This is a genomic window from Saezia sanguinis, from assembly GCF_003991585.1.
GTDB classification, from domain to species: Bacteria; Pseudomonadota; Gammaproteobacteria; order Burkholderiales; family Burkholderiaceae_C; genus Saezia; species Saezia sanguinis.
In genome coordinates, this window is the sequence record NZ_PQSP01000005.1 from 50,806 (window position 1) to 65,083 (window position 14,278).

The 14,278-nt window shown below is 53.7% G+C and carries 14 protein-coding genes; 11 read left to right on the plus strand and 3 right to left on the minus strand.

Annotated features, from left to right (window positions below):
* Window positions 1-144: 144 nt before the first annotated feature.
* On the minus strand, window positions 145-1,209 hold the full coding sequence (gene fba / locus CUZ56_RS09725; RefSeq protein WP_126980199.1) for a class II fructose-bisphosphate aldolase: 1,065 nt from the start codon (window positions 1,207-1,209) through the stop codon (window positions 145-147).
* Between the two features lie 301 nt (window positions 1,210-1,510).
* Here fba and CUZ56_RS09730 point away from each other — a divergent pair, with 301 nt between their 5' ends.
* Together CUZ56_RS09730 and CUZ56_RS09735 are read left to right on the plus strand one after the other, a co-directional pair.
* Complete coding sequence (locus CUZ56_RS09730) at window positions 1,511-2,728, plus strand: MFS transporter (protein ID WP_126980200.1); 1,218 nt, start codon at window positions 1,511-1,513, stop codon at window positions 2,726-2,728.
* Between the two features lie 101 nt (window positions 2,729-2,829).
* Window positions 2,830-3,327 (plus strand): single-stranded DNA-binding protein, encoded by a 498-nt coding sequence (locus tag CUZ56_RS09735; protein WP_126980201.1) that lies wholly within the window; start codon window positions 2,830-2,832, stop codon window positions 3,325-3,327.
* Window positions 3,328-3,384: 57 nt separating this feature from the next.
* On the opposite strand, the gene CUZ56_RS09740 is transcribed toward CUZ56_RS09735, so the two are convergent.
* Window positions 3,385-5,037, minus strand: coding sequence for an NAD(P)-binding protein (locus CUZ56_RS09740; RefSeq protein ID WP_126980202.1), 1,653 nt, complete (start codon window positions 5,035-5,037; stop codon window positions 3,385-3,387).
* 11 nt (window positions 5,038-5,048) lie between these two features.
* Window positions 5,049-6,560: a polyamine aminopropyltransferase gene (locus CUZ56_RS09745; protein WP_126980203.1), complete on the minus strand. Its 1,512-nt coding sequence runs from the start codon at window positions 6,558-6,560 to the stop codon at window positions 5,049-5,051.
* Window positions 6,561-6,878: 318 nt separating this feature from the next.
* Between CUZ56_RS09745 and CUZ56_RS09750 the strand changes: the two genes are divergently transcribed.
* From CUZ56_RS09750 to CUZ56_RS09785, 9 genes are all read left to right on the plus strand, one after another.
* Window positions 6,879-7,283 carry a DUF350 domain-containing protein gene (locus CUZ56_RS09750; RefSeq protein WP_204250873.1) on the plus strand — a complete coding sequence of 135 codons (405 nt, stop codon included), beginning with the start codon at window positions 6,879-6,881 and terminating at the stop codon, window positions 7,281-7,283.
* 40 nt (window positions 7,284-7,323) lie between these two features.
* Window positions 7,324-8,364: an SPFH domain-containing protein gene (locus tag CUZ56_RS09755; RefSeq protein WP_204250874.1), complete on the plus strand. Its 1,041-nt coding sequence runs from the start codon at window positions 7,324-7,326 to the stop codon at window positions 8,362-8,364.
* A gap of 37 nt (window positions 8,365-8,401) precedes the next feature.
* Window positions 8,402-9,946, plus strand: coding sequence for a DUF4178 domain-containing protein (locus CUZ56_RS09760; protein WP_126980204.1), 1,545 nt, complete (start codon window positions 8,402-8,404; stop codon window positions 9,944-9,946).
* Between the two features lie 21 nt (window positions 9,947-9,967).
* Window positions 9,968-10,111 (plus strand): hypothetical protein, encoded by a 144-nt coding sequence (locus tag CUZ56_RS15780; RefSeq protein ID WP_162615317.1) that lies wholly within the window; start codon window positions 9,968-9,970, stop codon window positions 10,109-10,111.
* Window positions 10,111-10,482 (plus strand): adenosylmethionine decarboxylase, encoded by a 372-nt coding sequence (gene speD / locus CUZ56_RS09765; RefSeq protein WP_239442366.1) that lies wholly within the window; start codon window positions 10,111-10,113, stop codon window positions 10,480-10,482. The genes CUZ56_RS15780 and speD overlap by 1 nt, the downstream gene beginning before the upstream one ends.
* Window positions 10,483-10,672: 190 nt before the next feature.
* Window positions 10,673-11,800, plus strand: coding sequence for an MlaE family ABC transporter permease (locus tag CUZ56_RS09770; RefSeq protein WP_404948034.1), 1,128 nt, complete (start codon window positions 10,673-10,675; stop codon window positions 11,798-11,800).
* A complete protein-coding gene (locus CUZ56_RS09775; RefSeq protein ID WP_126980206.1) occupies window positions 11,797-12,684 on the plus strand; it encodes an ABC transporter ATP-binding protein in 888 nt (295 codons plus the stop codon). Before CUZ56_RS09770 ends, CUZ56_RS09775 begins: the two co-directional genes overlap by 4 nt.
* On the plus strand, window positions 12,684-13,637 hold the full coding sequence (locus CUZ56_RS09780; protein WP_126980207.1) for an MlaD family protein: 954 nt from the start codon (window positions 12,684-12,686) through the stop codon (window positions 13,635-13,637). The genes CUZ56_RS09775 and CUZ56_RS09780 overlap by 1 nt, the downstream gene beginning before the upstream one ends.
* Window positions 13,634-14,263 carry an ABC-type transport auxiliary lipoprotein family protein gene (locus CUZ56_RS09785; RefSeq protein ID WP_126980208.1) on the plus strand — a complete coding sequence of 210 codons (630 nt, stop codon included), beginning with the start codon at window positions 13,634-13,636 and terminating at the stop codon, window positions 14,261-14,263. The genes CUZ56_RS09780 and CUZ56_RS09785 overlap by 4 nt, the downstream gene beginning before the upstream one ends.
* Window positions 14,264-14,278 lie beyond the last annotated feature (15 nt).

The following is a 14,278-nucleotide window of genomic DNA, read 5'->3' on the forward strand; positions in this document are numbered from 1 at the left end:
TCTTTCAGGCAGTCAAAAGCGCATGATGCATTCGCCGAAGTGTTGTTGTAAAAATGAAACACAAAGCAAATGCATACGTGAGCAAAGTTCAGTTAAAAATGTGTTGTGCCTGTCATGAAGTCAACATGGCAGATACGCCAGAAATCATTTAATAACCTGGGTTAATTCACCTTTGGCATAGCGGGCTGCCATGTCTGTCAGTGCAATGGGCTTGATTTTTGCGCCTTGTCCCTCGCAGCCAAAAGCCAGATAGCGTGCTTTACAGACGGCTTTAGCGGCTTCGCGGGCGGGCTTCAAAAAGTCACGTGGGTCAAACTTGTCTGGGTTTTCCTGCAGGTATTTGCGTACAGCCCCGGTCATCGCCAGGCGAATGTCGGTATCAATATTGATCTTACGCACACCGTATTTGATCGCTTCCTGAAGCTCCTCTACCGGAACGCCATAGGTCTCTTTCATATCACCACCGTACTGGCGAATAATGGTCAGCAATTCCTGCGGTACGCTGGAAGAGCCGTGCATCACCAGGTGGGTATTGGGAATGCGGGCATGAATCTCTTTAACCCGCTGGATCGAAAGAATGTCGCCGGTGGGCTTGCGTGTAAATTTATAGGCGCCATGGCTGGTGCCAATGGCAATCGCCAGCGCATCCAGTTGCGTTTGTCTGACAAAGTCAGCCGCCTGTTCGGGGTCTGTAAGCAACTGTTCTGCGGTCATCGTGCCTTCGGCACCGTGTCCGTCTTCCTTGTCGCCTGTCATGGTTTCCAGAGAGCCCAGGCAACCCAGTTCACCTTCTACCGTGACGCCTAACGGATGCGCCATTTTCACCACTTCCTGGGTGACTTTGACGTTGTATTCGTAGGAGGAAATGGTTTTGCCATCAGCCTCAAGGGAGCCGTCCATCATGACGGACGAAAACCCGAGGTCAATCGCACCCCGGCAAACTGCGGGGTTTTGACCATGATCCTGATGCATGGACAACGGCACATGCGGGTAGGCTTCCACGGCAGCTCGGATCAGGTGTTTGATGAAACTCTCTCCTGCGTATTTCCGTGCGCCGGCACTGGCCTGCAAAATAACAGGCGCTCCCGCTTCATCTGCCGCAGACATCACAGCCTGAACCTGTTCCAAGTTATTGACGTTGAAAGCCGGAATGCCATAGCCATTTTCGGCGGCATGATCCAAAAGCTGGCGCATTGAGACAAGAGCCATGGTGAGAACCTCTCAGAAAAAGCGATACAGAAAAACCGCAGATTAAATAACCAATCTCTGCACCTGAAGGCTGCAGAGAATCATTGGTTTTATTTTACCGTTTTATCTAAAACGGCGTAAAAAGGAGAGGTCTGCAGGTAATCCGGGCAGTAATGCCGGAATAATAAAATTACGCTACAGTATGTTTTATTCATAAATTCAACCACGATGCATTGCGAAGACATGAAATGTCTGTCAAAAACCATTTAAACAGAGACTTCTGTTTGGCTGACTGGTGGCCGGGTCATTGGGGGGCAGAACCATGACTTCTGTAAAAGACCTGCGTTTAACGCCACTGGAACGCCGTGCCAGCATCTCACTGGCGGGTATTTTTGCATTGCGGATGCTGGGGCTGTTTCTGGTGCTGCCGGTATTGTCTTTGTATGCCGATACATTGCCTGGCAGTAACAACTCGCTGCTGCTGGGTATTGCTCTGGGGATTTATGGCCTGACGCAGGCTTTGATGCAGATCCCTTTGGGGCTGGCAAGCGACCATTTCGGACGTAAGCGCATCATGGTGATCGGGCTGCTGATTTTTGCCTTCGGCTCATTTGTGGCAGCCGAGGCAGAGACGTTGCGTATGATGGCTGTGGGCCGTGCACTGCAAGGTGCGGGGGCTATTTCTGCGGCCATCACCGCCATGGTGGCAGATACCACAAGGGCAGAAGTCCGCACCCGCGCGATGGCGATGATCGGCGCTTCCATCGGGTTGACATTTGCCTGCAGCCTGGTGTTTGGCCCCATTCTTTATGATCGCATTGGTATGGACGGGTTGTTCTGGGGCACCGGAGTACTGGCACTGCTGGCGATTGCGGCGGTGCTGTTTGTGGTTCCTGCTGAAGTACCCCGGGAAGATCAGGCACGGCAGCAAAGTGACAAACCGCACTGGCGCGATGTGTTGCTGATGCCAGAATTACTGCGTCTGAACCTGGGTATTTTTTTGCTGCACCTGATGCAGGTGGCCATGTTTGTTGTGATTCCGGTTGCGCTGGTTAAATATGTCGGGCTGGCGCAGGGCGCGCACTGGAAAGTGTATCTGCCTGCGCTGGTGGGCAGCCTGGCGCTGATGGTGCCCGCGATCATCATGGCGGAAAAATATGGCCGGATGCGGCTGGTGTTTATCAGCGCCATTGTGGTCTTGCTGTGCACACAGACATTGCTGGCTTTTGGGTGGGAAACCCCGACAGTGCTGCTGTCAGCGGTATTTTTGTTCTTCCTCGGGTTCAATATTCTGGAGGCCTGTTTGCCCTCGCTGGTCTCCCGTGTGGCGCCGCCACAGTCCAAAGGGCTGGCGCTGGGGGTGTATAACACCACCCAGTCACTGGGTTTTTTTGCCGGCGGTATTTTAGGTGGGCATATCAGCGCCTTTTTTGGTAACAGCGTGGTATTTTCCGTATGTGCCATACTGGTGTTGATCTGGCTGGTGGTGGTGTGTATTGCGCCACCTCTGGAAAAAAGCCAGTTATTGCGCAATTCTTAAAATGACCTGAGTGGGCGTTTTATGGCTGCCCTGGGTAATTTTTGATGGGTCAGGCATAATCTAGACAAGTATCAAAGTAAGTAACAGGAGAGCACAGGCTCATGGCATCGGTAAATAAAGTGATTCTGATTGGAAACCTTGGACGTGATCCCGAAATACGGTACGCGGCATCGGGCTCGGCGATATGTAATCTGACGCTGGCGACGTCACGCCAATGGAAAGATCGCAATACGGGTGAGCGGCAGGAAGAAACCGAATGGCATCGCGTTGTGCTGTATGACCGGTTGGCCGAAATTGCAGGCGAGTATCTGAAAAAAGGCAGTTCCTGCTACATTGAGGGTCGTTTGCGTACCCGCAAATGGCAGGATAAAGAGGGGATGGACCGCTATACCACTGAAATCATTGCGGAGAGCATGAAGCTGCTGGGCGGCAGAGGCGATGGCGGCGGCTCCGGCGGTGGCGGTTATGATGGCGGTTATGCACCCAGAGCAGCGCAGCAGCCGGCAAGCAAACCCGCTTCGGCTCCGGCGCGCCAGCCCGCCAGTTCTGCCAATGAAGGCTCGGGTTTTGACGATATGGACGACGATATCCCGTTTTAAACGGATCAGCGCAGAATGCCAAACCTTGCCAAAACGCTGGCAAGGTTTTTTTATGGGTTACAGTATGCGTAAAGCCGCCTGATAACCCCACCATGCCGCCTCTTCAAACACCGAGTAGCCAGACAAATCGGAGTGCGCAAACAGCATGCGGCTGTTATTTTGTTGCAGCGCTTTGAGCCCTTCGTTGTTCAGATAGCCCGGTGTCGGGCTGGCCATGGCATGGCCGCGCAGGGTAATGTCAATTTGCTGCAGATGCCGCGATAAATCATCCGGGTAAGCCAGTTTCAGATCGCTGATGGCCTTGTCAACCAGCTTTTGCTCGTTGGCCTCTATCATCCAGTTGCGCACGGCTGAGGGCTCTGCCTCGTCCATTGCATAGTAGGCGGTGAAGGCCGTGCGTTCCGGCTTGGCCGCGCGGATCAGCTGGTGGGTGGAGACAACATAACCCAGTCCCGGCCCGTTGTGCACAACGTTATCCCAGGATAAGGGGGCGCCTTCTGACTCGTTGGGGAAAGAGGTGAATACAAAATTGGAAATCATCCAGGGGGCGTATACCGGCATATGTATGGCTGGTTCAAAGCCGTATTGTTTGATATTTTGCACAACATGCGAAGCAATATACAGCGGCATGGCACAAATGACTTTTTGGGCCTGTACACGCACCGTCTGCAGTTGCTGCTGGTTCATGATGCCGATCAGCAGCTCCACATGATCCGGGTGCTCCTGTGCCTGCAAAAGCGTGCCGGCCATGTTGACGGGGCCTATATCCAGTTGCGGCTCAAAAGCAGATTGCTTTTGAAAACCAACAAAATCACGCAGCTTGTTGCTCAGCGTGGCCAGTCCGTCGGGCCAGGTCAGTACCGCGCCTTTGCCGGCGTGCTGGGCATGTCCGGTACGGCAGGCGAAGTAGTGCAGTCCGGCCCATGCGGAAACTTTTTGAATACCCTGGCCGTAATCGTCGCGGCAGCAGTAATTTAAATACCACAGCAGAGAAGGTGACTGGTAATGGTTGTCCTGCAGCCATTGTTGGAAGGTCATGCCGTCCAACGCACGCCACTCAGTATCACGTGATGAAAGCGCCAGCGGAATGGCAAACAAGGGCCTGCCATCGTTGCCCCTGGTCTGGCTAAGCTGCTCGACCAGCGCAAAAAAACGGGCGCTGTCCGCATCCTCTTGCGGCAGCATGGCTTCTTGCCAGGTGCCGTTGTGCAGCAGTCTTTCTTCCGGGGCATGTACCAGGACCATTTCATCATATACCGGCGCCAAGGCATAGGGGTCGCTTTGCAGCACGCCAATATCTGCGAGCATTTCACGGATGTGGCGCGATTCCTGCGATGGCAGTGCCAGATAGTGTGCGCCGCTCGGGTAATTGAGCTCCCGGTTGGTGATGCCTGCATTATTGCCATTGGGTTCGGGGCCTTCTAGCATGACAAAGCGCGTATATCCCTCACGTTTGAGTTTCCAGGCGGCAGTTAAGGCGGCAGCGCCACTGCCGACGATCATGACGTCACATGACCAGGTATGCTCGGGCGCTGGAAATGACCGATGGTCACGTACCTGGTGCCCCATGGTGATGCCCGGACGATGTACGTTGATCCGGGGCGGCTGGGGCCTGAGGTAGGTATACCAGTACCATGGAAAAGCACTGGCAGCCGCAAGCCCTAAAGCGTTGCCTGCCAGGCGTCTGCGGGTCCAGGTGGGTTCAGTCATGGTGTGATATGTCAGCGGATAGAGTTATTCCAGTCGGCTTCAAAATAATTCACCAGTGCCTGGGTGTTAAGGTAATTGGGCTGAACCTCCATGGCCTGCATATCGGGCGGAAAGTCAAACATCAGCCTGGTCGTGTAGCCATTGAGAAAGCGGGCCGGCACGCTGTAGCGTTCCGGTGGTGTAAACGGTTGTGCCTTGCTGACCAGCACATAACCCCATTCTCCAAAAGATGGCACATACGCATGGTAAGGCCAGGTGGTAAACCCGGCCGTTTTTAACGTTTCCACAATGCACCAGTAGGCGCGGGGCGCAAAATAAGGCGAGGTGGACTGCACCACCATGTACCCATGGTCGCTTAACGAGCGTGAGAGCTGGCGGTACATCGGTACCGAGTACAGTTTGCCCAATGCAAAGTTGGAGGGGTCCGGCAGGTCAACAATGATCAGGTCATAGACCTGCCGGTTGGTTTCGATCCACTTCCCGGCATCGTCGTTGATCACCTGAACTTTAGGATTGCTCAGTGACTGCCGGTTCAGCTCAGATAAGTCAGCCGACGTTGTGAACAACTGAGTCATGGCCGGGTCCAGGTCAACCAGCGTAATGCTTTCTACCTGAGGGTATTTGAGTATTTCACGCACGGCCAGCCCGTCGCCGCCACCCAGCACCAGAATGTGCCTGGCTTGCGGAGAGGCTTCCATGGCGGGCAATACCAGCGCTTCGTGATAGCGGTGTTCATCTTTGGAGGAGAACTGCAGGTTGCCGTTCAGAAACAGGCGGGTGTCATCTTGCCAGCGGGTGATGACAATGCGCTGGTAGGGGGTTGTGGTGGTATAGACAATCGGGTCGCCAAAATAGGATTGTTCGGCCCAGTAGGTGACCTTGTTGGCAAATACAAAAGCGGTGATGAGCAATGTCAGCACCACTGTGGAGCGGACATGTATTTTCCGGTAGCCGGGCAGTTCCCGGCGGAAAATATGGGTAGCCAGAAAAGCGACTGCGGCATTGAGCACGCCAAACAACAGTGCGGTGCGCGACATGCCCAGCCGCGGCGCCAGCACCAGCGGGAACAGCAACGAAACTGCCAGCGCTCCCAGGTAATCAAATGTCAGCACCTTGCTGACCATTTCCTTGAAGTCCGTTTCGCGCAGATTGAGCACACGCATCACGAGTGGAATTTCCATGCCGACCAGAATACCGATGATCAGTACCAGCGCATACAGCACGGTGCGAAATGGCGCGGCAGCCCAGGCAAATACCACAAACAAAAATAAAGCAGACAGGCCGCCAATCAGGCCAACCAGCAACTCTATGTCGATGAACCGGGCGAGTGCGTCTTCGTCTTTGACATATTTGGACAGATGCGCGCCAATACCCATGGCAAACAGGTAGCTGCCGATGATGGAGGAGAACTGCAGGATGGAGTCCCCCAGCAGATAGCTGGACAACGCGCCGGCAATCAGTTCATAGGCCAGTCCGCAGGAGGCAACAATGAAAACGGAAATAATGAGTGTGCGGTTTAACATACAGGATTGCAACCGGGGGCATCAGTGGGCAAATGTGAAAAAAGATGCATAAATGCGGCTGTTTGATGCAAAAATGATTTTGAAGCGTTAAAAAATAGTTTACCTTGACGTACACATGGTATCATCGCCAAAATCCATGAGCGTTTCTGTCATTTCATGTAAGAAAATGCGATGCAGATCCAGCTTTTGATGTTGCGACAGGATTTTGAAGTGCGAAAGAATTATCGCATTGTATGGCATTGACGTCAGTATTTATCGTTTCGGTTACATGTGAATGCCGGATTGTGAAAAAGAGCAGGACAAACAAAGAGAGAGTTTATGAGTATCACCATTACGCTTAGCCAGTTTTCGTTATATTTATCGTATATCGGTGCCGGTATTTTGATGATGGCGGTGTTTATCTTCATATATGTCCATATGACGCCGGTCAAGGAGTTGACGCTGATTAAAGAAGGCTGTGTTGCTGCGGCGCTCTCATTTGGCGGCGCGCTGGTCGGGTTCTCTCTGACGCTGGCCTCCAGCATCGCGCACGCAGACAACCTGCTGACGTTCATGGTCTGGGGGGCGTGTTCTGCGGTGGTGCAGTTGCTGGTGTTTTTTGTGATTGCACGCCTGATTCCCAATGCCAGGATGGAACTGGAAGATAACAATGTGGCCGTGGGTACGCTGTTTTGCGTGATATCGCTGGGTATTGGCATTATCAATGCCGCATGCCTGAGCTGAAACGACATTTTTAATTTGAGGATTTGAGAAGGAGTCTGGTATGGGACTGATGAGTTTTATCAAGAAGCAGTTTATTGATGTCATCCAGTGGCCTGATCCGCAGGATGAAATTCTGGTGTGGCGCTTTCCCATGCAGGATGAGGAAATTCAGACTGGCGCGCAACTGACAGTGCGTGAGTCGCAGATGGCGCTGTTTGTCGATGAAGGTAAGGTGGCTGATACATTTGGCCCGGGCATGTACAAGCTCAATACGCAGACGCTGCCGATTCTGACGTATCTGAAAAACTGGGACAAGTTTTTTGAATCACCGTTTAAATCGGATGTGTATTTCTTCAATACCAAACTGCAGCTTGGCCGTAAATGGGGCACACCCCAGCCGATCACCATCCGCGACAAGGAGTTTGGTATTGTCAGTGTGCGTGCTTTCGGCATGTACTCGTACCGCATTACCAACCCGGCCCATTTCTTCAAAGAGATCTCCGGGGTTTGCAGCGAGTACGATGGCAAAACCCTGGAAGGGCAACTGCGCAACCTGGTCATGACGACGCTGAGCAGCCTGTTTGGCGGCTCGGAGATTCCGTTCATTGATATGGCAGCCAACCAGATGGCGCTGTCGCAGAAAATGGCCGAAGCCATGGCACCGGCGTTTGAGTGCTACGGTCTGGAGCTGGATACGTTTGCGGTGGAAAGCATCACGCTGCCCGAAGCGCTGCAAAAAGCCATGGATGAGCGCATTTCCATGGGGATTATTGGCGACATGGGCAAGTACACGCAGTACCAGACCGCTTCCAGTATCCCGCTGGCGGCACAAAATGAAGGTGGCATTGCCGGTATCGGCGCCGGATTGGCTGCCGGTATGAATATGGGCCAGGTCATGTCTACCGCCATGGCGCAGAACATGGCCGCAGGCGCGCAGGCCGCACCGGCTGCCGCAAACCCGGCAGAGCCGGCCGTTGCTCCACGGCAGGAGTCGCCTGATGCCAAGCTGGCCAAGCTGAAAGAGATGCTGGACAAGGGGCTGATCACGCAGCAGGATTATGACGCGACCAAAACGGAAATTCTGAAAAAGCTGGTGGGATGATATCGAGAAAAAATATAAATTAGGCTGATTGGTTGGTATGGCTTTGAACGCGGTTTTTTCTTTAAGTTGCCCCAGTTGCGGTGCAACGGTTCCTGTGTATTCGGCAACATCTGCGCTGGTGGTCTGCGAGTATTGCCACAGTACGCTGATCCGTTCGGGCGATGGTGCGGTCGACTCTGGGAAAAAATCGGCGCTGATTGAGAACTTTTCTCCTCTGCAGCTTTATACCAGCGGTACATTTCAGGGCAAAGCGTTTACCATCATCGGGCAACTGCAGGTTCAGTACAGCCGCGGCTTCTGGAATGAGTGGTATGTGCTTTATGATGACAGCTCATATGGCTGGCTGGCTGATTTCAGTGGTCAGTATGTCATGACCCGCATTGCCAAGCCGCTGAATAAACCGCCGGCGTTCAAAGATATTGTGGCAGGCGTTACGCAGGTGCAGTATGCCCAGTATAGCTTTGTGGCTTCTGACGTGCGGAACGCCACCAGCGTCAAGGCCAATGCGCGGGGTGAGTTGCCGTTTGTACTCAAAGAAGACGAGCTTGTGCTGGGCGCGGATTTCCGGCACCGGCAACTGTTCATGACGCTGGATTACAGCCAGGACCCCAAAACACCTCTGGTATACCATGGCAAAGCGGTCACATTGGAAAACCTGCGCTGTCAGAATCTGCGCTCCAATGAGCAGATCCAGGAAACGGCCGGAAAACTCCGGGGGCAGCGCACGGCATTCAAATGCCCCAGTTGCGGCGCCTCTTTAGACTGGTATCCGGGGGTGGCGCAAAATATCATCTGCCCCAGTTGCCACAGCGACATCAACCTGGATGAGAACAAGGCGCAGGTGATGCAGACCTATGAAATGCGCCAGGCTCAAATTGCACAGGCCCCGCTGAAACTGGGCGAGGTGGCGCAGATCAACGGCGTCCAATGGACGCTGATCGGCATGACCAAAATTCAGGAGTTGCTGCCTGATGAAACCCTGGAATACATCCAGGGCCGGCGCAAACATGTACCGATTGAAAGTGCCGACTGGATGGAATATCTGCTTTACCATCCGCAAAAAGGGTTCCAGTGGCTGGTGCAAAGTGAGGGCAAATGGGACATATCCCATGCGCCGGATAGCTGGCCTGAGTTTAACGAGCGGTTAGAGCCGCTGTCAGCAGGAAAACGGCTGACCAAGCTGTACAATTACGGCGGTGAAGTAGCCTATGCGGCAGGTGCTTTCTACTGGCATATTCAGCCTGGTGACATTACTTATTACCAGGATTACCGCTATGACAAAGGCAAGCTGTGCGCGGAGCGGACCCGTGAAGAGTTGAACTGGAGTGTTTCACGGCCTGTCAGTGCAGCAGAGTTGGCGAAGTGGTTTGGCCGCCCGGACCTGGAGCAGGTAGCGCTGGCCCGCGGGGCTGGGGTTTCGGGTGGACATACTGCCAGTGTGATGATGATCATTTTCATCGTGTTGAACATACCGGCTTTTATGCGCAGCCTGAGTTCGGGCGGGCTGATTGGCGTCATCATGGTGACGGTTGTCGTGTATCTCTTGCTGGGGTCTCCTTTTTCAGAAGCGGAAGATGATTAACTGCAAAAAGATGGTGGCGATATGAAAGATTTTTTTATCTGGTATTGCATTACGGTGGTTTTGATTGGCACGGGTATCAACTACTGGGTATCCGGCCCGGATCGCAGTTGGACTTCGGGCAGCTCCTACAGCAGTGGCCGTAGCGGCAGCATCTGGCATAAATAATGATGGGAGCAACCTTTCCTGCTGTTGGTGAGCATGGGCTGCTCGACCTTTACGGTATTGATGCAGAGTTGGCTTGCGATGAGGGGCTGATCCGGCAGTATTTGCTGGAGGCGGCCCGTTTAGCAGGGGCGACGGTATTGCAGAGCAATTTTCACCATTTTGGACAAAACCTGGGGATCACGGGTGTGTTACTGCTCAGCGAGTCCCATATCAGTATCCATACCTGGCCTGAGCACCAGTTTGCTGCGATTGATATCTTTATGTGCGGTGCACACCAGATCCACTGTGCCGTGGATTATCTCAAGCAGGCTTTTGGACCGCAGAACTTTGTTTTTAATCTGCACCAAAGAGGCAAGCCACCGGTCGCATGATCGAATGCCGGACCCTATGGGGTGCAGAAACAGAAGGCTTTTTGTCATCAGGACGGAATGCTGCGAATCTGCGCCTTTCACGTGTTTTCAGCAGGTCATGTAAACTACAGCAGATAAAATGTATGCCCAAACCCGGCAGAAGAAATTGAACACTCCTCTGTAATTCTGACGTAACCCATTACAAATGACCTTGGCCTCTCATTCTTTGCAATTAAACCCGCCGTCTCTGAAGGTTGAGGGACAGGCCTGCGTGCTTGAGGGGGACTGGGTGGTTGCCGCGTTGCAAAACCGCAGGCAGGTCAACCAGTTACGGCAGCAGTTGCTGCAAAAAAAAGCGCCTCAAACCCAATGGGATTTGACCGGAATCCGGCTGGACCATATTGGTGCCCAGTTGTTATGGCAGTGCTGGAGCGGACAGTTGCCCGAGAAAATTCAACTGGAGCCGGGGCAGGCGGATTTGTTTAAGCGGCTGGAGGCTTTTACCGTATCCCAAAGCGATGAGCTGGCAGCACCTGCTCCGCGTAACGGCATACTGGCGAATCTGGGGTATGCATTCTTTCGGCTGATGGAGCACCTGCTGGTGTTTATGCAGTTGTTAGGCCAGTGGGTTCTGGATACCGGGCGGGTTATCAAAAATCCGGCCAAGGCGCCATGGAAGGATTTGTCCGCACAGGTTTTGCGCATGGGCGCGCAGGCGCTGCCGATTACAGGGCTGGTCGGTTTGCTGATTGGTGTGGTGTTTGTGTATTTGCTCTCAAACTTGTTGCGTACTTTTGGCGCCCAAGAATATATTGTGAATTTCATCGGGCTGACCGCTATGCGTGAAATCGGGCCGTTGCTGGCAGCCATTCTGGTGGCGGGGCGCTCCGGCTCTACCATCACAGCCCAGATCGGGGTGATGCGCCTGCGCGAAGAGCTGGATGCCATGCATGTGTTGGGGATTCCGGCGACATATCGTCTGGTTTGGCCCCGGGTTGTGGCATTGGCATTTTCGATGCCGCTGGTTTCGATGTGGACTTCGCTGATGATGATTTTTGGCGGGATGGTGGTTGCCGGAATGTCGATGGATATTTCATACCAGTATTTCCTGCAAAGCCTGCCTGAAGCGGTGTCCATGGGAAACATCTGGATGAATCTGGGCAAGAGCGTTGTGTTTGGCATACTAGTGGCGCTGATCGGCTGCCACTATGGGCTGCGGGTGAAATCAGATACCGAAAGTCTGGGCAATGGCACCACGGCCTCCGTGGTGACTTCCATCACCGCAGTGATTCTGGCGGATGCCGTGTTTGCGATTCTGTGCAGGAATGTGCCGATATGACAGAAGCCCAGCAAAACATCCATGCTGCAGCACCTGCATCATCCTCTTCAGGGCAGGATGATGATGTGGTGATTGAGGTGAAAGACCTGAAAACCCAGTTTGGCACCGCTGTGATTCACGAGCATGTGAATTTGATTGTCCGGCGCAAGCAGATCGTGGCGCTGGTGGGGGGCTCGGGTTCGGGGAAAACGACGCTGCTTAAACAAATGCTTGGGCTGTTGCACCCGAGCGCTGGAAGCGTGATGATTCAGGGCAACCCGCCGGATGCGCCGGAATTGCGGCGTGTGGCGGCAGCACGGATTGGCATGCTGTTTCAGCAGGGGGCGTTGTTTTCAACTTTTTCGGTGATTGAAAACATTGCATTTCCGCTGCTGGAGCATGGCGCGGTATCGCGTGAAGCGGCATTGCAAAGTGCGGCAGTCAAACTGCAGATGGTCGGGCTTAAAATGACGGATGCCTGGAAACGGCCTTCAGACCTGTCCGGGGGCATGATCAAGCGGGTGGCATTGGCCCGGGCGCTGATCATGGATCCGCCGCTGTTGCTGCTGGATGAGCCGACCGCCGGGCTGGACCCGGAAGCTTCTGAGGATTTTGTGGCGCTGCTGGCGTCAATGCACAGGGAAATGGCGTTGACCGTGGTCATGGTGACGCATGACCTGGATACTATTTTTGAAGTGGCAACACACGTGGCGGTGCTGGCAGAAAAAAAAGTATTGATTATGGATGCACCTGAAAAAGTGGTTCAGCTTAAGCATCCTTTTATTGACCACTTTTTTAATGGCGCACGTGGCAAACGTGCGCAGGGGGCACTGACAGATCGAAGTGATTTGTCCGTGCAGGCCCGGCAAGAGCCAGTGGCGAAGTCAGAACAAGGAGATTTTTAATGGAAAGCAAGGCGCATGCAACCATAGCTGGCGCGTTTGTGGTGATCATGATTGCCATGGTGATCTGTGTTGTGCTTTGGTTTTCAAAGGACAAGACGGTGCGTGTTCCGTATGACATCGTGACCACCAGTTCTGTCAACGGCATTGCACCACAGGCCAGTGTTCAGTTGCAGGGGATCAATGTCGGGGTGGTTGAGTCGGTTGAGTTTCTTGCGGACCAACCGGATAAAGTGCGTATTCGGATGCAGATTGATGAACAGGCGCCGATTACCCGCTCAACATATGCTGTATTCAATTACCGGGGGGTGACAGGGCTGGTATATATTGAGTTGATGAATGACTTGAAATCGCCAACGGATCAGCGCGGCCAGCCGCTTTATACAGATGAGACCTCCGGGGTGCCGCAGATTCCGCTGCAGGCCAATACACTGCAAAGTTTTGCGGAAACAGCACAGGGAGTGCTGACCCAGGCAGAAGACACATTAAAGAATCTGAACAGTTGGTTATCAAAAGACAATGAACAGACACTGTTCAGTGCGGTCGAGAGTATTGGGCAGGCGGCAGACCAGGTTTCACAATTGAGCCGGACGCTGGATACCAAGATGGACCGGGTGATGACCGACGCGAGCAGCACGCTGAGCGAGGTCAGAAGTCTGGCACATAATGCCGATAAAATGGTTTCCGGACTGGTGGCGCCAGGCGGGGCTATTGAAAACATTGTGGCTGGAACACAGGCGTTGGCAGGCGCGGCAGATCATTTGAATGCTGTGACATTGCCGCGCATTGACCAGGCGGCCCGCAGTGCTGACCGGATGTTTTCGTCTTTGAAGCGGTTTTTACAGCGGCTTGACGGACAGCCGCAGTCTTTGATTTTTGGCTATGGGCAGCCCCGGCCGGGCCCTGGAGAAGCAGGGTTTGAATCACCTTACTCATCACAAAGAGGAAATCCATGAGCCGTTATTTCTTGAATCTGTCTCGAGTGTTTTTCCTGCTGGCAATGGCTGCCATTGTGGGAGCGTGTGCACCCATTGGTCCCCGGGGGCCGGAGCCGGTTCAGTATGATCTGGGGGTGTGGACGCCTGCGTCTGTGGCGGCTACGCCTCCTTCTGCTCAGCAGGATGTGATTGTGATTCCGGAGATTGATGCCCGCGGCGTGATTGACGGGCAACGGATTGTGTATCGTTTTGCACAGGCGCAGTCGTATGAACCCAGGGTCTATAACGAGTCCCGGTGGGCACAGCCCCCGGCGGAAATGCTGCGGATCAGATTGCAGCAGCAGTTGGGGCTGCATTATCCGGTGGTTCTGTATGGAGAGTGGTCCGGTAAAGAAGGCTGGATACTGCTGCTGACGCTAGAGGATTTTTCACAGCACTTTACCAGTGAGCAGCATAGTGCCGGGGTGGTTCAGTTGCGTGCGACATTGCTGCGCAATGGGGAAGTTCTGGAGCAAAAGCTTTTTCATGTGGAGCAGGTTGCCGGCTCGGCAAATGCCGCCGGTGCGGTGCAGGCGCTGGCACAGGCCTCAGACGTTGTGGTGCAGCAGGTGTCACAATGGGTTGAAAGCCGGATTCGAAAATGAAGGTGACGTGTACGG

Bases quoted from the DNA above. Each gene is read 5' to 3' on its own strand.
- CUZ56_RS09735 (WP_126980201.1), top strand. From the start codon at position 2,830: ATGGCATCGGTAAATAAAGTGATTCTGATTGGAAACCTTGGACGTGAT.
- CUZ56_RS09785 (WP_126980208.1), top strand. From the start codon at position 13,634: ATGAGCCGTTATTTCTTGAATCTGTCTCGAGTGTTTTTCCTGCTGGCA.
- CUZ56_RS09750 (WP_204250873.1), top strand. From the start codon at position 6,879: ATGAGTATCACCATTACGCTTAGCCAGTTTTCGTTATATTTATCGTAT.
- CUZ56_RS09730 (WP_126980200.1), top strand. From the start codon at position 1,511: ATGACTTCTGTAAAAGACCTGCGTTTAACGCCACTGGAACGCCGTGCC.
- CUZ56_RS09740 (WP_126980202.1), bottom strand. From the start codon at position 5,037: ATGACTGAACCCACCTGGACCCGCAGACGCCTGGCAGGCAACGCTTTA.
- CUZ56_RS09755 (WP_204250874.1), top strand. From the start codon at position 7,324: ATGGGACTGATGAGTTTTATCAAGAAGCAGTTTATTGATGTCATCCAG.
- speD (WP_239442366.1), top strand. From the start codon at position 10,111: ATGATGGGAGCAACCTTTCCTGCTGTTGGTGAGCATGGGCTGCTCGAC.
- CUZ56_RS15780 (WP_162615317.1), top strand. From the start codon at position 9,968: ATGAAAGATTTTTTTATCTGGTATTGCATTACGGTGGTTTTGATTGGC.
- CUZ56_RS09780 (WP_126980207.1), top strand. From the start codon at position 12,684: ATGGAAAGCAAGGCGCATGCAACCATAGCTGGCGCGTTTGTGGTGATC.
- CUZ56_RS09745 (WP_126980203.1), bottom strand. From the start codon at position 6,560: ATGTTAAACCGCACACTCATTATTTCCGTTTTCATTGTTGCCTCCTGC.
- CUZ56_RS09775 (WP_126980206.1), top strand. From the start codon at position 11,797: ATGACAGAAGCCCAGCAAAACATCCATGCTGCAGCACCTGCATCATCC.
- CUZ56_RS09760 (WP_126980204.1), top strand. From the start codon at position 8,402: ATGGCTTTGAACGCGGTTTTTTCTTTAAGTTGCCCCAGTTGCGGTGCA.
- fba (WP_126980199.1), bottom strand. From the start codon at position 1,209: ATGGCTCTTGTCTCAATGCGCCAGCTTTTGGATCATGCCGCCGAAAAT.